The 19,114-nt window shown below is 74.8% G+C and carries 15 protein-coding genes and 1 pseudogene; 8 read left to right on the top strand and 8 right to left on the bottom strand.

Annotated features, from left to right (window positions below; genetic code table 11):
• Positions 1-21: 21 nt before the first annotated feature.
• Positions 22-1,428: an FAD-dependent oxidoreductase gene (locus ABGA99_RS01580; RefSeq protein WP_347576058.1), complete on the bottom strand. Its 1,407-nt coding sequence runs from the start codon at positions 1,426-1,428 to the stop codon at positions 22-24.
• A gap of 41 nt (positions 1,429-1,469) precedes the next feature.
• Entirely contained in the window at positions 1,470-2,441 is a 972-nt protein-coding gene (locus tag ABGA99_RS01575) for a DUF4349 domain-containing protein (protein WP_347581999.1), read from the bottom strand.
• Positions 2,442-2,697: 256 nt separating this feature from the next.
• Between ABGA99_RS01575 and hemG the strand changes: the two genes are divergently transcribed.
• Together hemG and hemQ are read left to right on the top strand one after the other, a co-directional pair.
• Positions 2,698-4,143: a protoporphyrinogen oxidase gene (gene hemG, locus ABGA99_RS01570; protein ID WP_347581998.1), complete on the top strand. Its 1,446-nt coding sequence runs from the start codon at positions 2,698-2,700 to the stop codon at positions 4,141-4,143.
• Positions 4,140-4,886, top strand: a complete 747-nt coding sequence (gene hemQ, locus ABGA99_RS01565; RefSeq protein WP_347581997.1) for a hydrogen peroxide-dependent heme synthase — start codon at positions 4,140-4,142, stop codon at positions 4,884-4,886. The genes hemG and hemQ overlap by 4 nt, the downstream gene beginning before the upstream one ends.
• Before the next feature lie 22 nt (positions 4,887-4,908).
• Here hemQ and ABGA99_RS01560 read toward each other — a convergent pair whose 3' ends face one another.
• From ABGA99_RS01560 to hemE, 3 genes are all read right to left on the bottom strand, one after another.
• Entirely contained in the window at positions 4,909-6,531 is a 1,623-nt protein-coding gene (locus tag ABGA99_RS01560) for an alpha/beta hydrolase (RefSeq protein ID WP_347581996.1), read from the bottom strand.
• Between the two features lie 154 nt (positions 6,532-6,685).
• Positions 6,686-7,420 carry a TIGR04222 domain-containing membrane protein gene (locus ABGA99_RS01555; RefSeq protein ID WP_347581995.1) on the bottom strand — a complete coding sequence of 245 codons (735 nt, stop codon included), beginning with the start codon at positions 7,418-7,420 and terminating at the stop codon, positions 6,686-6,688.
• A gap of 126 nt (positions 7,421-7,546) precedes the next feature.
• Positions 7,547-8,554, bottom strand: coding sequence for a uroporphyrinogen decarboxylase (gene hemE, locus ABGA99_RS01550; protein ID WP_347576133.1), 1,008 nt, complete (start codon positions 8,552-8,554; stop codon positions 7,547-7,549).
• 191 nt (positions 8,555-8,745) lie between these two features.
• Here hemE and ABGA99_RS01545 point away from each other — a divergent pair, with 191 nt between their 5' ends.
• From ABGA99_RS01545 to ABGA99_RS01520, 6 genes are all read left to right on the top strand, one after another.
• Positions 8,746-9,441, top strand: a complete 696-nt coding sequence (locus ABGA99_RS01545; RefSeq protein WP_347581994.1) for a DUF3000 domain-containing protein — start codon at positions 8,746-8,748, stop codon at positions 9,439-9,441.
• A gap of 309 nt (positions 9,442-9,750) precedes the next feature.
• Entirely contained in the window at positions 9,751-10,443 is a 693-nt protein-coding gene (locus ABGA99_RS01540) for a response regulator transcription factor (protein ID WP_101420844.1), read from the top strand.
• Between the two features lie 105 nt (positions 10,444-10,548).
• Positions 10,549-11,808, top strand: a complete 1,260-nt coding sequence (locus ABGA99_RS01535; RefSeq protein WP_347576065.1) for an HRDC domain-containing protein — start codon at positions 10,549-10,551, stop codon at positions 11,806-11,808.
• Positions 11,809-11,932: 124 nt separating this feature from the next.
• Positions 11,933-13,177: an acetyl-CoA C-acyltransferase gene (locus tag ABGA99_RS01530; protein WP_347581993.1), complete on the top strand. Its 1,245-nt coding sequence runs from the start codon at positions 11,933-11,935 to the stop codon at positions 13,175-13,177.
• On the top strand, positions 13,174-15,306 hold the full coding sequence (locus tag ABGA99_RS01525) for a 3-hydroxyacyl-CoA dehydrogenase NAD-binding domain-containing protein (protein WP_347581992.1): 2,133 nt from the start codon (positions 13,174-13,176) through the stop codon (positions 15,304-15,306). Before ABGA99_RS01530 ends, ABGA99_RS01525 begins: the two co-directional genes overlap by 4 nt.
• A 79-nt stretch (positions 15,307-15,385) precedes the next feature.
• The gene (locus ABGA99_RS01520; protein WP_347576068.1) at positions 15,386-15,775 is read left to right on the top strand and encodes an NTP pyrophosphohydrolase; all 390 of its coding nucleotides are present in this window, start codon (positions 15,386-15,388) and stop codon (positions 15,773-15,775) included.
• A 105-nt stretch (positions 15,776-15,880) separates the two neighbouring features.
• On the opposite strand, the gene ABGA99_RS01515 is transcribed toward ABGA99_RS01520, so the two are convergent.
• The 3 genes and pseudogenes from ABGA99_RS01515 to dxs form a co-directional block, all read right to left on the bottom strand.
• Positions 15,881-16,681, bottom strand: coding sequence for a transmembrane domain-containing protein (locus tag ABGA99_RS01515; RefSeq protein ID WP_347581991.1), 801 nt, complete (start codon positions 16,679-16,681; stop codon positions 15,881-15,883).
• Positions 16,678-16,902: pseudogene (locus ABGA99_RS01510) on the bottom strand (PadR family transcriptional regulator); the annotation flags it as partial. The pseudogene ABGA99_RS01510 and the gene ABGA99_RS01515, both read right to left, overlap by 4 nt.
• Positions 16,903-16,960: 58 nt before the next feature.
• A complete protein-coding gene (dxs, locus tag ABGA99_RS01505; protein ID WP_347581990.1) occupies positions 16,961-18,919 on the bottom strand; it encodes a 1-deoxy-D-xylulose-5-phosphate synthase in 1,959 nt (652 codons plus the stop codon).
• Between the last annotated feature and the right edge of the window lie 195 nt (positions 18,920-19,114).

Genomic DNA, 19,114 nt, shown 5'->3' with positions numbered 1-19,114 from the left:
AGGCGACCAGCCGCCGTTCCGTCAGCCGCCGTCGCTCTCGCGCGCGTCCTCCGCGACCGCCGCCGCCGCCTTGCGCGCCGCGACCAGCACCGGGTCCCAGACCGGCGAGAACGGCGGCGCGTACCCCAGGTCCAGGGCCGTCATCTGCTCGACCGTCATGCCCGCCGTCAGCGCCACCGCCGCGATGTCCACCCGCTTGCCCGCACCCTCGCGGCCGACGATCTGCACGCCGAGCAGCCGCCCCGTGCGCCGCTCCGCGAGCATCTTCACGTGCATCGGCGCGGCCCGCGGGTAGTAACCGGCGCGGCTGGTGGACCGGATGGTCACCGTCACGTACTGCAGGCCCACCTCGCTCGCCTGCGCCTCCAGCAGACCCGTACGGGCGATCTCCAGATCGCACACCTTGCTGACGGCCGTGCCGACCACGCCGGGGAACGTGCCGAAGCCGCCGCCGACATTGCGGCCGATGACCTGCCCGTGCTTGTTGGCGTGCGTGCCCAGCGGGACGTACCGCTCGCGGCCCGACACCAGGTCGAGCACCTCGACGCAGTCGCCGCCGGCCCATACGTTCTCCTGCCCCCGCACCCGCATCGCCAGGTCGGTCAGCAGCCCGCCGGACTCGCCCAGCGGCAGCCCCGCGTCCCGCGCGAGCCCGGTCTCCGGGCGCACTCCGAGACCCAGCACGACGACGTCCGCCGGGTACTCGCCCTGCGCCGTGGCCACGCCGCGCACCTCGCCGTCCGTGCCGGTGAGGATCTCGGTGACCTCGGCGCCGGTGACGGTCGTGATGCCGTTGCCGTTCATCGCCTCGTGCACCAGCGTGCCCATGTCGGGGTCGAGGGTGTTCATGGGCTGTTCGGCGCGCTCCAGGACCGTGACGTGGATGCCCCGGTGGCAGAACGCCTCCGCCATCTCCACGCCGATGTACCCGGCGCCGACCACGACCGCGTGCCGCACCTGCTGCTTCTCCAGCCGGTCCAGCAGTTCCTGGCCGTCGTCCAGGCTCTGCACGCCGTGCACCCCGGGGGCGTCGATGCCGGGCAGCGGGGGGCGCAGCGGGCGGGCGCCGGTGGCGATGACCAGGTGGTCGAAGCCGTGCCAGCGCTCCTGGGTGCCGCCCTCCTCGTCGAGGGCCCGGGTGCGTACGCACTGCCGGTCGAGGTCGATCTCGGTGACCTCGGTACGCATCCGCAGGTCGATGCCGCGCCGCCGGTGCTCCTCCGGGCTGCGGGCGATGAGCTGGTCCCGCTCGGCGACCTCGCCGCCGACCCAGTACGGAATGCCGCAGGCGGAGTACGACGTGAACCGGCCGCGCTCGAACGCGGTGATCTCCAGCTCGTCCGGCGTCCTCATCCGGCGCGCCTGCGACGCCGCGGACATGCCCGCCGCATCGCCGCCGATGACCACCATCCGCTGCTTGGCCCCCATGACGCTCCCTTTCGTCGCCGTGAAGGACACGCTACGTCTGGTTACTCCGACTCGCTGCCGTGGGGTGTCGGCTGTCCGGGAAAGGGACTGGGCGGCGGGTTGACGTGCCGCCGCGGCAGCCGGGGGCGCAGCCACCGCCAGGCCAGGACGAGCAGGACGAGGAGGGCGGCGAAGGGCAGCGACGCGGAGACCGCGATCAGCACCCCGCGCAGCCCCGTGACGAAGGCGTCCCAGCCGCCTGCCAGCGCATCCGTGACGCCGGTGCCGTCGTCCTCGTCGGCCGGCGGCGCGGCGGCGGGCCGGCGCAGCTCCAGGGTGATCGTGCCGAGCGCGGTGCGCTCCTGGAGCGAGGACTGCTGCGCGAGGAGCGCTTCCAGGTCGGCCTGGCGGCTGCCGAGTTCGCCCTCCAGGGTGACGACGTCAGCGAGTTTGGTGGCGTCGTCCATCAGGTCCCTGATGCGGTCGACGCTCGCGCGCTGGGACCGCACCCGGCTGTCGACGTCCACGACCTGGTCGGTGACGTCCTTCACCTTCACCTCGCGGTGGACGACGCGGCCCAGCTCGGCGAGGTCGCCGAGGACGGCGTCGTACTCCTCGGCCGACACCCGCAGGGTGAGCCTGGCCCGCGCGGGCGCGCCGGGCTCCTTGCTGGTCGACTCGTCGCCGACGTAGCCGCCGGCGCCCTCGGCGAGCGTGCGCGCGGAGTCCGCGGCGCCGGCCAGTTCCCTGGTGCGTACGGTGATCTCCGCGGTGCGGATGAGGGCCTGGGGCGCGAGCGTGACGGAGTCGGCGGCGGTGGCGCCGCCGCGGGGTGCGGGCGAGGCGGCGGAGTCACCGGCAGCGCCGGAGTCGGCGCCGCCGCCCTCGCGCGGTGCCGCCGCCTTGGCGTCGTCCCGGGCGGCCCCGGCCTCAGCGGAGTCCGCCCCGCTGTCGGAACAGCCGCCGACGGCGAGCGCGGCGGCGAGCAGCGCGGCGGCGAGCGCGGGTCTGGTCCCGGTACGTACGTGCGTCATCGAACCCCCCCAGGTGTCGGGTGTGTGCTGATTCGACGGAACGGCGGGGGCGGAGGTTCGGTACGGCGGGTCCCGGAAGGGTCACGATCGGACTACGCGCAGGGCGCGGTGCCGGCACGAACGCGCGCGGGCGCGGGACCCCGTGGCGCCCGGCGGGCTCCTTCGCGGTCGTCTCCGGAGCCGTCTGCGCGGCGTCGGTGCGCGTTGTCCACAGGCTCGTACGGGGGTGTCGGCGGGGTCTGACACAGTGGCTTCCATGAGCAGCGCACAGCCCGCGGAGCACGGGGCGCCCAGGGTCGTCGTCGTCGGCGGCGGCATCGCAGGACTCGCCGCCGCGCACCGGCTGCTGGCCGGCGGCGCGCGGGTCACGGTGCTGGAGGCCGGGACCCGGCTCGGCGGCAAGCTGCACGCGGGCGAGCTGGCCGGGGTGCCCGCCGACCTCGGCGCGGAGGCCCTGCTCGCCCGCCGCCCGGAGGCGGTCGATCTGGCCCGCGCGGTGGGGCTCGCCGACGCGCTGCAGCCGGTGGCCGCGGGCGGCGCGGCGGTCTGGACCCGCGGGCGGCTGCGGCCGCTGCCCGGCGGCCAGGTGATGGGCGTCCCCGGCGACCTGGACCGGCTGGCGGCGGCGGAGGTGCTGTCGCCGGAGGGCCTGGCGCGGGTCGCCCGCGAGGCGGAGCTGCCGCCCGCGGAGCCGGGCGAGGACGTGGCGATCGGCGCGTTCGTCGCCGAACGGCTGGGCGCGGAGGTCACGGACCGGCTGGTGGAGCCGCTGCTCGGCGGGGTGTACGCGGGCGACGCGTACCGGCTGTCGATGCGCGCCGCCGTCCCGCAGTTGTTCGCGGCGCTGCGCGAGGAGCGGACGCTGCTGGGCGCGGCCCGGGCGGTGCAGGCCCGCGGCGCGGCGGCGGGCGCGGCCGGGGCGCCGGTCTTCACGGGCATCGAGGGCGGCGTCGGCCGGCTGCCGACCGCGGTGGCCGAAGCGGTACGGGCGGCGGGCGGCGAGATCGTCCAGGGCACGGAGGTCACGTCGCTGGAGCGGGGGCAGGGGGTCCCCGGCCGTCCGGCCGCCCCCGCCCGCTGGCGGGTCCTCGCCGGAGGGTGTGCTTACGACGCCGACGCCGTCGTGCTCGCCGTCCCGGCCGCGGCCGGCGCCCGGCTGGTGCGGGGCCTCGCGCCGCGGGCCGCCGCGGAGTTCGACGGAGTGCGGTATGCCTCCATGGCGCTGATCACCCTCGCCCTCCCCCGCCGGGAGGCCGAGGCCGAGTTGCCCGCCGGGACCGGCTTCCTCGTGCCGCCGGTCGACGGACGGACCATCAAGGCGTCGACCTTCTCCTCCGCCAAGTGGCGCTGGGCCGGCGACGACGACCTCTTCCTCCTGCGCACCTCCGTCGGCCGGATCGACGACGAGAAGACCCTCGAACGGGACGACGCCGACCTCGTCACCGCCTCCCTGGACGACCTCCGCGCCGCCACCGGGCTCGCCGCCCGCCCCGTCGCGAGCCGCGTCAGCCGCTGGCAGAGCGCGCTGCCGCAGTACGAGGTCGGGCACGACGCCCGCGTCGCGCGCATCCGCGGCGCGCTGCCCGCCGGGCTCGCGGTGTGCGGCGCGCTCTACGACGGCGTGGGCATCCCCGCCTGTATCGCCAGTGCGCACCGGGCCGCCGACGAGCTGCTGGGGCGCCCTGGGACAATGACCGCATGAGTGACGCAACCCCCCCGCCGGCGGACGCGCCCGCGGCTCCGTCCCGCTCCGCGAACGCCGGCAAGAAGGCCAAGGACCTCAACGAGGTCATCCGTTACACCCTCTGGTCCGTCTTCCGGCTCCGCGACACCCTCCCCGAGGACCGCGCCGGCTACGCGGACGAGGTGACCGAGTTGTTCGAGCAGCTCGCCGCGAAGGGCGTCGTCGTGCGCGGCACGTACGACGTGTCGGGGCTGCGCGCCGACGCGGACGTCATGATCTGGTGGCACGCGGAGAGCTCGGAGGCGCTGCAGGAGGCGTACAACCTCTTCCGCCGCACGCGCCTGGGCCGCGCCCTCACCCCGGTCTGGTCGAACATGGCGCTGCACCGCCCCGCTGAGTTCAACAAGTCGCACATCCCGGCGTTCCTCGCGGACGAGACCCCGCGCGCGTACGTGAGCGTGTACCCGTTCGTCCGCTCCTACGACTGGTACCTGCTGCCGGACGAGGACCGCCGCCGCATGCTCGCCGACCACGGCAAGATGGCCCGCGGCTTCCCGGACGTACGCGCCAACACGGTGCCCGCGTTCTCCCTCGGCGACTACGAGTGGATCCTCGCCTTCGAGGCCGACGAGCTGCACCGCATCGTGGACCTGATGCGCCACCTGCGCGGGTCCGAGGCGCGGCTGCACGTCCGCGAGGAGGTGCCGTTCTACACCGGCCGCCGCAAGCCCGTCGCGGAGCTGGTCGCCTCCCTCGCCTGACGCCTGACGCCCGGCGCCGGCCTCAGCCGACCGCCGGGCCGCCCGTCCCCGGCGCCACGGACCGCTTCCCGCCCCGCTTCGCCTTCGGCTCCGGGTGCGGTGCGCAGGTCGCGTCGCCGGGCGTGCGGCCCGTCAGCAGGTACGTGTCGACGTGCTTGTTGACGCAGGCGTTCTCGCCGCCGGCGAGCCCGTGCGACCCGGCGTCCTTCTCCGTCACCAGGTCCGAGCCGCCCAGCCGCCGCGCGAGTTCCCGCGCGCCGTCGTACGGCGTGGCCGCGTCCCGCTCGGCGGCCAGAAGGAGCAGCGGCGGCAGTTCGCCGGCGGCGGTGCGGACGTCGAGGGGCCGCTGCCGTGGGCCGGACCAGAACGCGCACGGAAGGTTCATCCAGGCGTTCTCCCACGTCTCGAAGGGCGCCACACGCGCGAGCCGGCTGTTGTCGCGGTCCCAGGTCTCCCAGTCCGTGGGCCAGGGCGCGTCGTTGCACTCGACGGCGGTGTAGACGGCGTTGCCGTTCTCCTCCGCCCTGTTGTCCGACGGATCGTCGGCCGCGAACTCCACCAGCGTCTTCGGCCTGCCGTCCAGGTAGTCCGCGAGCGCGGTGGCGGCCGGTGCCCAGTACCCGTCGGCGTACGCCGCCCGCAGGAAGCCCGCCTGCATCTGGGCGGTGCCGACCCGTCCGCCGGCCGGCTCCTTCTCGATCATCTCGCGGGCCCGCCCGTACGCGGCCGCCACCTCCCACCGGGTGCGGCCGAGGTGGTAGACGTCGTCGTGCCTGGCGACCCACCGCTGCCAGTCGGTCCAGCGCTCTTCGAAAGCGGCGGACTGGCGCAGGTTGTTGCCGTACCAGATCTGCGGCGGGTCGGGGTCGACCGGGCTGTCGAAGACCATGCGGCGCACGTGGTCGGGGTAGAGCGCGGCGTACAGGCTGCCGAAGTAGGTGCCGTAGGAGGCGCCGAGGTAGGTGAGCTTGCGCTCGCCGAGCGCGGCGCGCAGCACGTCGAGGTCGCGGGCGTTGTTGAGCGACGTGTAGTGCCGCAGGCCCGTGATCTTCGCGCAGCCGTCGGCGTACGCCCGCGCCTTCTCGATACGGGCCCGCTTCTCGCGCTCCGAGGGGCGCTCGGAGGTGTTCGACGGCGCTTTCAGGAACTCGTCGGGGTTCTGACAGGAGAGAGCGCCGGAGCTTGCGACGCCGCGCGGCGCGTAGCCGACGAAGTCGTACGCCTCGGCCAGCCGCCGCCACTCCGGGGACCTGCTCAGCAGCGGGAAGTACGTGCCGGAGCCGCCGGGGCCGCCGGGGTTGAAGACGAGCTTGCCCTGCCGCTCGGCGCGCGGCCCTGTGGCACCGATGTGGCTGACGGTGAGCTTGAGCTGCCGGCCGCCGGGCTTCGCGTAGTCCAGCGGGACGGCGACGGTGCCGCACTCGATGGGCGCCGGCAGCCCCTCCGCCGCCGGACAGGGGCCGTACTCGACGCCGGCCTCGGCGGCGCGGGCGGCGGCGACGGCGACCCCGCGGGCCTCGGGTCCTCCGGCCGCCCGGGACACGGGGACGGCGGTCCCGGAGCGGGCGGCGTCGGCGGCGGGGGCCGCGGCGAGGCCGGTGAGAGCGAGCGAACCGAGGATTCCGTACAGCACTGCTGCTCTCACGAAGGGCCCTTCCGGCGTGACGAGGCGCGATGAGGCGTGGCGAACCGCCGCTCGATGCGGCGTACGCGGCGGGGAGAAAGGAGGGTAAAAGTGATAATTCTCGGCGGAGTTGCTGATGTAAAGGACCCCGGCGGGGGTGTCGCGGCGCGTCGGCCTACCGCGCGAGCGCGGCGCGCATCTCCGGGTCGGGCAGCGCGGCGGGCCCCCGTACGGCGAGGTCGGTGAGCAGCGAGTCCGCCTCGTCGAGGGTGGCGAGCAGCCCGCGGCCGTCGGGCGTGGCCCAGCGCGTGTACTCGCCGACCTCCAGCCGGGCTATCGCCAGACAGCCGCAGACCAGTATCAGCGGCAGCACGAACCAGCCCGCGATCGGCTCCTGCGCCGGCGGCTGCAGCGCCAGCGCGGCCGTCCCGGCGCCGAGCACCACCACCCCCGCGATGCGTACGTGCCGCACCGCGGCGCGCACGGCGGACCGGATCGGCGCGGGCACAGCGAGCCCGGCCACGGCGAGGCCGTCGTCCAGATCGCGCAGTACGTCGGCGGAGCGGGCTGCGGCGCGGATGGCCGGAATCGTGTTCTGCCCGCCGGACCCGGCGGCGGCGATCACCGCGCGCTCGACGTCGTCGCGCCCCTCGGGTGCCACGACGGTCGCCCAGCCGGTGTGGGCGAGCAGCAGCCGCCGCTCCCGCGCCAGCGACACCAGGGTGACGTCCACGACCCGCCGCGGCCCGCCGGCGAGGAAGGCGGCCTCGTACAGGGTCAGCTCACGCGCCCCGCGGACGTGCGCCGGCTCGGGCTCCGGCTGTGCCGCGGCGACGGAACCGACGAGGACGAGGCGCCCGCACGTCAGCAGCGCGGCCGCCCAGGCGACGAGCGCGAAGCACACCCACATGGCGGTGTTCTACGCGATCGGGGGCACGGGGCGCCAGCCCTATCTTTCCGAACGCGGCCGTGATAGCGGGGTGTTGCGGACCGGGGCCCGCACGGGGCCGTACGGGCGGACCGGCCGGCGGGGGTGTCAGCGGGCCGAGGACTCGTGCACGTACTCCACGAGCCGCGTCAGCGCGTCCGGGTCCGTCGTCGGGAGCACGCCGTGGCCGAGGTTGAACACGTGCCCCTCCAGCCCCGCCGCCGCCTCAAGCACCTCACCGGCCTTGGCCTCCATCGCCGGGCGGGGCGCGAAGAGCACCGCCGGGTCGAGGTTGCCCTGCAGCGCCCTGCCGGGGCCGACGCGGCGCGCCGCCTCGTCCAGCGGCACCCGCCAGTCGACGCCCACGACGTCGGCGCCCGCCTCGCCCATCGCGGACAGCAGCTCACCGGTGCCGACGCCGAAGTGGATCCGCGGCACGCCGTACTCCGCGACCGCCGCGAAGACCTCCGCCGACGCGGGCAGCACCGCGCGCCGGTAGTCGGCGGGGGCCAGCGCGCCCGCCCAGGAGTCGAAGAGCTGCACGGCGGAGGCGCCGGCCTCGATCTGCACCCGCAGGAACGCCGCCGTGATGCCCGCGAGCCGGCCGACCAGCTCGGACCACAGCTCCGGCGCGCCGTACATCATCGCCTTGGTGTGCTCGTGGTTGCGCGAAGGACCGCCCTCGACCAGGTAACTGGCCAGCGTGAAGGGCGCCCCGGCGAAGCCGATGAGCGGCGTCGCGCCCAGCTCCGCGGTCAGCATGCCCACGGCCTCGGCCACGTACGACACGTCGTCGGGCTCCAGCGGGCGCAGCCGCGCGAGGTCCGCGCGGCTGCGGATCGGCTGGGCGACGACGGGCCCGACGCCCGGTTTGATGTCGAGGTCGACGCCGATGGCCTTGAGCGGCACGACGATGTCGCTGAAGAAGATCGCGGCGTCCACACCGTGCCGCCGTACGGGCTGCAGTGTGATCTCGGTGACGAGGTCGGGCCGCCGGCACGAGTCGAGCATGGCGATGCCCTCGCGCAGCCGCCGGTACTCGGGCAGCGAACGGCCCGCCTGGCGCATGAACCACACGGGTGTGTGCGGCACGGGCTCGCGCCGGCACGCGCGCAGGAACGCGGAGTCGGCGGCCGGTCCCGCGGGGGCGGTGGCCGCGGAAGCGGCACCGGCGACGGACGTGACGGAGGGGCGGGGGGCGCTGTCGGCACTCACCCCTGCATCTTCGCACGCGCGTGGGAGGCGAGATCCGGCCACCCGGGTGTCCCGCAGCGCTTCTGCGCGCCGCGCCCCCTAGTCTTCCGGGCATGGTTGCGGCTCCTGGACACCTCGTCGACGAACCCGATGGACCCCCGGACGGCCGGCCGGGGGGCGGAGCACTGCCGCCCCCGTTCCGGCGGGCCGTCGAGGCGCTCGACTCCGCTGTGGTACGCCCCGAGGTGACCTTGCAGGCGACGCGTGCCCCGCGGGGCATCGCCCCGTTCGCGTATGCCCTGGAGGCGGACATCGAGGAGGGCGCGACGGAGGACGTCGAGCCCGCCGACGGCCGGCTGGTGCTGCTGCACGACCCGGACGGGCAGGACACCTGGCGCGGTACGTTCCGCTTCGTCACGCTGCTGCGCGCGGAGCTGGAGCCGGAGATGGCCGCGGACCCGCTGCTGCCGGAGGTGTGCTGGTCCTGGCTGACCGGCGCGCTGGACACCCGCGGCCTGGGCTACGGCGAGCCCAGCGGCACGGTCACGCGCGCGTCCTCGCACCACTTCGGCGGGCTCGCGGAGCGCGGCACGACGACGAAGATCGAGATCCGGGCGTCCTGGACGCCGCAGCCGTCGCGCGCGGCCGGGGACGGCGCCCCGGACGCGGCGGCGCACCTGGCGGCGTGGGTGGAGATGCTGTGCCAGTGCGCGGGCCTGCCGCCGGCGGCCGCGCCGCCCGCGGCGCCGGAGCCGGACACCGCACCGATCGTGCCGCTGCCGCAGCGCCGCGGCTCGCGCCGGCGCTGAGCGCGGGGGCCGAGGGCGGGGCCGCACGCGGGCAGGAGCGCGCGGCGGGGCAGTCGGGACGTACGGGCTCAGCAGGGCTGCGGGGCCGTACGCGCCCTGCCGGACGGCCGCGACCGGCCGCGTGCCCCGCAGTCGATCGCTCATCCGAATTGTCCGTTTTTTCCTCCACTCATTCGTGATCATTGCCTAAAGCCGCTCCGGGCTTTTGCCGAAGACGTGAGAGACCTTCCGTACGCGCCCCGTACGCGACACGGAACGTCCCGGCTCTCCCAGCCGGCCCCGTCCCCGCACACCGTCTGGAGGGACCTGGTGTCTGTTCTCCTCGAGCAACCCACAAGCCTGGTCGCCTACCGCCCCAACAAGCCGACGGCCATGGTCGTCGTGGCCGACCCCCGCGTGCGCTCGACCGTCACCCGCCACCTGTGGGCGCTGGGCGTGCGCGACGTGATCGAGGCGTCGTCCGTCGCGGAGGCCCGCCCCCGGATCGCCAACCCCCGCGACATCTGCGTCGCCGACGTCCACCTGCCCGACGGCTCCGGCCTCACGCTGCTCTCCGAGGCGCGCTCCGCGGGCTGGCCCAACGGCCTCGCGCTCTCCGCCGCCGACGACATCGGCGCCGTACGCAACGCCCTCGCGGGCGGCGTCCGGGGCTACGTCGTCACCGGCACCCGCACCGGCATGGGCCTGCCCACCCGCCCCAACGCCGCGCACATCGGCGCCGCCGCCGGCCGGCTGCACCACCGCCGCCCACCGGGTTCCCCCGGTGCCGGCGGCAACTCCGGTCCGCCCGGACACCCCGGCGGCTACCGCGAGCTGTCCGGCCGGGAGGTCGAGGTGCTGCGGCTGGTGGCGGAGGGCCAGTCGAACAAGGCCATCGGCGTCTCGATGGGACTGTCCGCGCTGACCGTCAAAAGCCACCTCGCCCGCATCGCGCGCAAGCTCGGCACGGGCGACCGCGCCGGCATGGTGGCGGTGGCACTGCGGACCGGCATCATCCACTGACCGGGGCCCGGTGACGGGCCCTCTCCCGGCAGCCGCGCGGCGCCCGTCGACGTAACGTTCCGTCGACGGGCGCTGTCGTGCACGACTCACAGATACCCTTGACACGTGACCGACGCCCAAGAGACCGCAGCAGAGGACAGACTCCCCGCACCCGGAGCACCGACTTCCGGATCGGCGCCGGTCCCCCTTCTCGATCCCCGTGAGGGCATTCCGCCCGTCACCGAGGACCCCGAGGCGCTCGCCGACGTCGTCCGCGCGTTCGCCGCGGGCCGCGGCCCGGTCGCCATCGACGCGGAGCGCGCCAGCGGCTACCGCTACGGGCAGCGGGCCTACCTCGTGCAGTTGCGCCGGGAGGGCGCGGGCTCGGCGCTGATCGACCCGGTGGCCTGTCCGGACCTCTCGGGCCTCGCGGCGGCGATCGGCGATGCGGAATGGGTTCTGCACGCCGCGACCCAGGATCTGCCCTGTCTCGCCGAGATAGGCATGCGTCCTGGCGCGCTGTTCGACACGGAGCTGGCGGGGCGGCTGGCGGGCTTCCCCCGGGTCGGTCTCGGCGCGATGGTCGAGAACGTCCTCGGGTACGCGCTGGAGAAGGGCCACTCCGCCGTCGACTGGTCGACCCGGCCGCTGCCCGAGCCGTGGCTGCGCTACGCCGCGCTCGATGTCGAGCTGCTGGTGGATCTGCGCGACGCGCTGGTCGAGGAGCTGACGGCGCAGGGGAAGCTGCGCTGGGCGGAGGAGGAGTTCGCGGCGATCGCCGCGGCGCCCCCGCCGGAGCCGCGCCGGGACCCCTGGCGGCGTACGTCGGGCATGCACAAGGTACGGCGCCGGCGGCAGCTCGGCACCGTACGGGAGCTGTGGACGGCCCGGGACCGCATCGCGCAGCGGCGCGACATCTCGCCGGGCAAGGTGCTCGCGGACACCGCCATCGTGGAGGCCGCGCTCGCGATGCCGACGTCCACGCGGGCGCTGGCCGCGCTGCCGGGCTTCGGGCACCGCATGGGCCGGCGGCAACTGGAGCAGTGGCTCTCGGCGGTGGAGCGCGCCCGCGCGCTGCCGGAGTCCGAGCTGCCGCAGCCGGGGCTGCCGCTGAACGGCCCGCCGCCGCCGCGCGCGTGGGCGGACAAGGACCCGGCCGCGGCGGCGCGGCTGTCGGCGGCGCGTGCGGCGGTGACGGCGCGCGCGGAGGAGCTGGGCCTGCCGCAGGAGAACCTGATCGCGCCGGACACGGTGCGCCGGGTCTGCTGGGAGCCGCCGAAGGACCCCACGGAGGAGTCGGTGGCGGCGGCCCTGGCCGACCTGGGCGCCCGCCGCTGGCAGATCGAGCAGGTCACCCCCCTCCTGACGGCAGCGGTCGGCGACTGAGGCACCCGGCAGGACGCGGCCGGAGGCGTGGCGTGAGGCACACCTTCGGGTGCCCCCTGGGCACCTTCTGTTACCCACGAGTAGCATGGCCCGGAGAACCCGCATCCCCTCCGGAGGAGAGCCCGTGCCTCGTACCGCAAGGGACGTCGTCTTCGTCGACGGCGTCCGGACCCCGTTCGGCAAAGCGGGCCCGAAGGGCATCTACCACGAGACCCGCGCCGACGACCTCGTCGTCAAGTGCATCCGCGAGCTGCTGCGCCGCAACCCCGCCCTCGACCCCGCCGCCGTCGACGACGTCGCCATCGCCGCCACCACCCAGATCGGCGACCAGGGCCTGACCATCGGCCGCACCGCCGGCATCCTCGCCGGACTGCCGCCGACCGTGCCCGGGTACTCCATCGACCGGATGTGCGCCGGCGCCATGACCGCCGTGACGACGACCGCCGCCTCCACCGCCTTCGGCGCGTACGACATCGCCCTCGCCGGCGGCGTCGAGCACATGGGCCGGCACCCGATGGGCGAGGCCGTGGACCCCAACCCGCGGTTCGTCTCCGAGAAGCTCGTGGACGAGTCCGCCCTCTTCATGGGCATGACCGCGGAGAACCTGCACGACCGCTTCCCGCACCTGACCAAGGCCCGCGCCGACGAGTACGCGGTGCACTCGCAGGAGAAGGCCGCCAAGGCGTACGCGAACGGGCGGATCCAGGCCGACCTGGTGCCCATCTCCGTCCGCCGCACCACCGCATCCGACAGCGGCTCCGCCGCGGGGTCGGCCGGCGAGACCGGCTGGGGCCTGGCCACGCAGGACGAGCCGATGCGCCCGGGCACCACGCTGGCGAACCTCGCCGCGCTGAAGACCCCCTTCCGCGCCCACGGCCGGGTCACCGCGGGCAACGCCGCCGGGCTCAACGACGGCGCCACCGCCTCCCTCATCGCCGCCGAGGACGTGGCGCGCGCGGCCGGGCTGCCGGTGAAGATGCGGCTCGTGTCGTTCGCCTTCGCCGGCGTGGAGCCCGAGGTGATGGGCGTCGGCCCGATCCCGTCCACCGAGAAGGCGCTCGCCAAGGCGGGCCTCGGCATCGCCGACATCGGCCTGTTCGAGATCAACGAGGCGTTCGCCGTGCAGGTGCTGGCGTTCCTGGACCACTTCGGCATCGCCGACGACGACCCCCGCGTCAACCGGTACGGCGGCGCCATCGCCTTCGGCCACCCCCTCGCCTCCTCCGGCGTCCGGCTGATGACGCAACTGGCCCGGCAGTTCGAGGAGCAGCCGCAGGTGCGGTACGGCATCACCACCATGTGCGTCGGCTTCGGCATGGGCGGCACGGTCATCTGGGAGAACCCGCACTTCGAGGGGGCAGGCAAGTGAGCAGCAGCACCGTGGAACTTCTCAAGGGCGCGGCCGAGCGCTTCCCCGACGAGGTCGTGACGCAGGCGCACGTACGCCACCTCGATCTGCCCGGCGGCGCGGGCCGGTTCGCGCTGATCACCCTGGACAACGGCTTCGACCACACCAAGCCGACCACCTTCGGCCCGCAGTCGCTCGCGGGCCTCGACGCCGCGCTCGACCAGGTCGAGAAGGAGGCCGCGGAGGGCGGGATCGTCGGCGTCGGCGTCACCGGCAAGCCGTTCATCTTCGCCGTCGGCGCCGACCTCAAGGGCGTCGAGGTGCTCGGGCAGCGCGACGAGGCGCTGGCCATCGGGCGCGGCGGGCACGAGGTGTTCAAGCGGCTGGCCGACCTCGCCGTGCCGACGTTCGCGTACTACAACGGCGCCGCGATGGGCGGCGGCGTCGAGATCGGGCTGCACTGCACGTACCGCACCGTCTCCACCGCCGTGCCCGCGTTCTCGCTGCCGGAGGTCTTCCTCGGGCTGGTGCCGGGCTGGGGCGGCTGCACGCTGCTGCCGAACCTGATCGGCGCGGACCGCGCGGTCACCGTCGTGATCGAGAACAGCCTCAACCAGAACCGGCAGCTCAAGGGCAAGCAGGTCTACGACCTGGGCATCGCCGACGCGATCTTCGAGGGCGCCGACTTCCTGGAGCAGTCCCTCGCCTGGACCGCCGCCGTCCTCGGCGGTGAACTGGAGGTCGTACGCCCCGACATCGACCGCGGCGAGGCGTGGGACGCGGCGATCGAGCGCGGTCGCGCCGTCGCCGACGACAAGGTGCACGGCGCCGCCCCCGCGGCGTACCGGGCGCTGGACATCATGGCCGCGGCGAAGAACGGCGACCTGCGGCAGGGCTTCGCCGCCGAGGACGAGGCGCTGGCCGACCTGATCATGGGCGGCGAGCTGCGGGCCGGGATCTACGCCTTCAACCTCGTGCAGCGGCGCGCCAAGCGGCCCGCCGGGGCGCCGGACAAGAGCCTCGCCCGGCCGGTCACCAAGGTCGGCGTGGTCGGCGCCGGGCTGATGGCCTCGCAGTTGGCGCTGCTGTTCGCCCGGCGGCTCGAAGTGCCCGTCGTGCTCACGGACATCGACCAGGAGCGCATCGACAAGGGCGTGGGCTGGGTCCACGAGCAGATCGACATGCTGCTGCTGAAGGGCCGGGTGAACCAGGACGCGGCCAACCGGCTCAAGGCGCTGGTCACCGGGTCGCTCGACAACGCCGCGGCGTTCGCCGACGCCGACTTCGTCATCGAGGCGGTCTTCGAGGAACTCTCCCTCAAGCAGCGGATCTTCGCCGAACTGGAGGAGGTCCTCCCGCCGACGGCGATCCTCGCGACGAACACCTCGTCCCTGTCGGTGACGGAGATGGCCGCCGGGCTCAAGCACCCCGAGCGGGTCGTCGGCTTCCACTTCTTCAACCCGGTCGCGATCCTGCCGCTGCTGGAGATCGTACGGGCCGCGGACACCGACGACGCCTCGCTGGCCACGGCGTTCGCCGTCGCCAAGAAGCTGAAGAAGTCGGCGGTGCTGGTCAAGGACGCCCCGGCGTTCGTCGTCAACCGCATCCTGACCCGCTTCATGGGCGAGGTGCTGGGCGCCGTCGACGAGGGCACGCCGGTGGAGGTCGCGGACAGGGCGCTGGCGCCGCTGGGGCTGCCGATGTCGCCGATCGTGCTGCTGGACCTGGTCGGCCCCGCGGTCGCCCACCACGTCGCGGGGACCCTGGCCGCGGCGTTCCCGGACCGCTTCGCACAGTCGGCGAACCTGGGCCGGGTCGTGGAGGCGGGGAAGCGGACGCTGTACGTCCATGACTCCGGCAAGCCGGAGCTGGACCCGGAGGTGGCGGCGCTCTTCCAGATCGGCGACACGGTGCTGACGGAGGAGCAGGTACGCGACCGGGCCCTGGACGCCATCGCGCAGGAGATCCGGCTGATGCTGGACGAGGGCGTCGTGGCCGAGGCACAGGACGTCGACCTGTGCCTGATCACCGGCGCGGGCTGGCCGTTCCACCTGGGCGGGATCACGCCGTACCTGGACCGGGCGGGCGTCAGCGAGCGCGTCACGGGCGGCCGGTTCCTGGCGCCGGGCGTGGCGAGCGTTCCGGAGTAGCGCTGCGTCACCCGTGCCCCGGCCGCCGGTGTGCGGCCGGGGCACGGGTGTGTCGTACGGGCGTGGGAGGCTGGTCGGCATGGACCGATCCCTGCCCCTGCTCGTCGTGGACGCCGCCAACGTCGTCGGGTCGGTGCCCGACGGCTGGTGGCGCGACCGGCGCGGGGCGGCGGAGCGGCTGCGCGACGGGCTCGTGCCGTACGCCTCGGCGGGCGTGGCGGGGCTGCCGGGGCCGGTGGAGGTGGTGCTCGTCGTGGAGGGCGCGGCCCGTGGGGTGGCGGAGGTCCCGGGGGTACGGGTCGTGGCGGCGGACGGCAGCGGGGACGACCGGATCGTGGAGGTCGTCGCGGAGGCGGCCGAGCGGGACCCGGAGCGCCGCGTGCTGGTGGTCACGGCGGACCGCGCGCTGCGCGAGCGCGTCCACCGTCACGGAGCGGCCACCGCGGGCCCGCGCACGGTACGGCCGTAGCGCGCGGAGCGGCGTGCCGCACGCCTCGCACGCGAGCGGCCCCGCGCGGCGCCGTGGGCCGCCCCGCCCTCATCGCCCGCCCCGCGTCGTGCCGCCGCGGGCGGGTCAGCGCCTGCGGCGGTTGCGCCACGCCGCGTAGCCGGCGAACGGCAGCAGCACGGCGAGCACGCCGACGACACCGCCGGCCAGCGTGCCGGACGCGCTGCTCAGCCCCTCCCCCGCAGCTCCCGCGTCGAGCGCCTCGTAGATCCCGGCCGCCGCCACGGCGACCGCGACCAGCGCCAGGACGGCGTACAGCCGCCAGGTGACGAAGACCGTGCGTGCGGGTGGGGGCGGTACCGCCGCCAGGTCGGCCGCCGGGCCGAGGCTGGCCGCGCGGGGGCGCTTGAACCACGCGTACATCACCCATGTCCCGCACGCCTCCCAGCCGTCCGGCGCGAGCCGCGCCTCGACCCGGTCCCGGTCCCGGTCCCCGAGCACCGCCTCCCTGCGGTACTCCCAGCCCTGCGGGCCGCCCTTGTCGCGACGGCTGACGAACCGGCCGGCGGCGTCGACGCGGACCAGTTCCCAGCCCTGCTCGCCGTACTCGTTCAGCAGCCGCTCGTCGACCGACGTGCCGGCGCTCCAGCGCCACTCCTCGGCCGCCTCCTGCGGCGGATCCGCCGGCCCGCCGTCCCCGGTGAGCTGCGCGGCGAAGTCGTCCACCGGGCCGAACTCGGCCTCCGCCGAAGTCCCGGACTCCGCGAGATACGCCCGGACGTCGGCGACGGTGGCCGCCACCCGGTCCTGCGGCATCCCGGCGGCACGCAGCCGGGCGGAGAGCTCGCCGAGATAACCGGCGGCCGTGGTGTCCGTGCCCCCGGCCGCCTCGCCGGTGCCCGTCCCTTGCCCGTGTCCGGGCGTCATGCGACTCCCCCCTTGCCGAGCAGTTCGCGTACGGACTCGTCGAACGCGAGCCAGAGCCGGCCCTGTTCGCCGAGGACGGTGCGGCCCTCGGCGGTGAGCTTGTCGTAGCGGCGGCCGGGGCCGCGGTCGGCGGCGCGGAACTCCGCGTCCAACAGCCCGGCCTCCTCCAGCCGGTTGAGCACGGGGTACAGCGTGCCCCCCTTGATCTGGCCGAGTCCGGCCCTCGCCGAAGGGGCGGCCCGCCGGGCGGGCCGCCCCTTCGTCTGCCGTGCCGTGCGCTCAGTCCCTGGCGACCTCGGACACCGTGCCGTCCCCGGTGTTCTGGGCCGCGATGTCCTCGCCCACGCGCCGGTCGAGCCTGGCGACCAGGCCGGTGACCTGACGGGCGATGTCCGGGGCCGTCAGGCCGATGTCCGCCAGGACCTCCTTGCGGGAGGCGTGGTCGAGGAAGCGCTCCGGGATGCCGAAATCGCGCAGCGGGATGTCCACGCCCGCGTCGCGCAGCGCCTGCGCGACGGCGGAGCCGACGCCGCCGGTACGGATGTTGTCCTCGACGGTGACGACCACGCGGTGCCGCTCGGCGAGCGCCGGCAGGGCCGCGTCGACGGGTTTGACCCAGCGGGGGTCGACGACCGTCGTCGTGATGCCCTGCTTGTCGAGCAGCCCGGCGACCTCCAGACACATCGGGGCCAGCGCGCCGACGGAGACCAGCAGCACGTCGGGGCGCCCCGCGCCCTCGGTGCCGGCCGCCGGCTCGTGGAGCACGTCCATGCCGCCGATCCGGCCGACCGCGGGGACCGCGGGGCCGACGGCGCCCTTGGAGTAGCGCACGACGGTCGGGGCGTCGTCGACGGCGACGGCCTCGCGCAACTGGGCGCGTACCTGGTCGGCGTCGCGCGGGGCGGCGATCCGCAGCCCGGGGACGACCTGGAGGATCGACATGTCCCACATGCCGTTGTGGGAGGCGCCGTCGCTGCCGGTGACCCCGGCCCGGTCCAGGACGAAGGTCACCCCGCAGCGGTGCAGCGCGACGTCCATCAGCACCTGGTCGAACGCCCGGTTGAGGAACGTGGCGTAGACGGCGAAGACCGGGTGCAGCCCGCCCGTGGCCAGGCCCGCGGCGGAGACCGCGGCGTGCTGCTCGGCGATGCCCACGTCGTAGACCCGGTCGGGGAAGGTCTCGGCGAACTTCTGCAGGCCCACGGGGCGCATCATCGCGGCCGTGATCCCCACGACGTCGGGGCGCTCATGGCCGATCCGTACCATCTCGTCGGCGAAGACCGAGGTCCAGTCGGCGCCGCCCGCGGCCACCGGCAGTCCGGTGTCCGGGTGGATGACGCCGACCTGGTGGAACTGGTCGGCGTCGTCCTGGCGCGCGGGCAGATAGCCGCGGCCCTTCTCGGTCAGGCAGTGCACGATGACGGGGCCGCCGAAGCGGCGGGCGCGCTGCAGCGCGGACTCGACTGCCGCGATGTCGTGCCCGTCGATGGGGCCGACGTACTTCAGCCCCAGGTCTTCGAACATGCCCTGCGGCGCGATGAAGTCCTTCAGCCCCTTCTTGGCGCCGTGCAGGGTCTCGTACAGCGGCTTGCCGACGACGGGCGTACGGTCCAGCAGCTCCTTGCCGCGGGCGAGGAAGCGCTCGTAGCCGTCGGTGGTGCGCAGGGTGGCGAGGTGGTCCGCGAGGCCGCCGATGGTGGGGGCGTACGAGCGCTCGTTGTCGTTCACGACGATGACGAGGGGGCGGTCCTGGGCGGCGGCGATGTTGTTCAGCGCCTCCCAGGCCATGCCGCCGGTCAGCGCGCCGTCGCCGATGACCGCGACGACGGCGGCGTCCCGGCCGCGCACCTCGTTGGCCTTGGCCAGGCCGTCGGCCCAGCCGAGGACGGTGGAGGCGTGGCTGTTCTCGATGACGTCGTGCTCGGACTCGGCCCGCGAGGGGTAGCCGGACAGGCCGCCCTTCTTCTTGAGCTTGCCGAAGTCCTGGCGGCCGGTGAGCAGCTTGTGCACGTACGACTGGTGCCCGGTGTCCCACAGCACCCGGTCGCGGGGCGATTCGAAGACCCGGTGCAGCGCGATGCTCAGCTCCACCACCCCGAGGTTGGGGCCGAGGTGGCCGCCGGTGCGGGCGACGGATTCCACGAGGAAGGTGCGGATCTCCGCGGCCAGCCGGTCGAGCTGCTCGGGACCGAGCCGGTCCAGGTCGCGCGGTCCCTTGATACGGGCCAGCAGTGCCACCCGTGCCTCCTTGCTGTCGCAGCCTGCCTTCGGGCCGTACGGCCCCGGGCCCTGCGGTCCACGCGGACGCGCCGGGCCCGAAACGTCCGGTCGAGTCTAATGTTCCCGATGTCCGGTCGCTGATCCGACAGTGCGATGTATGCCACAGGACCGCAACAGCTACACCCCCGTGCCGGGGTCGGCACGGGGGTGCGG

The organism is Streptomyces sp. B5E4 (genome assembly GCF_039871555.1).
GTDB lineage: Bacteria > Actinomycetota > Actinomycetes > Streptomycetales > Streptomycetaceae > Streptomyces.
The sequence above is the reverse complement of the archived record's forward strand: the minus strand, read 5'-3'. Positions and strand labels throughout refer to the sequence as shown.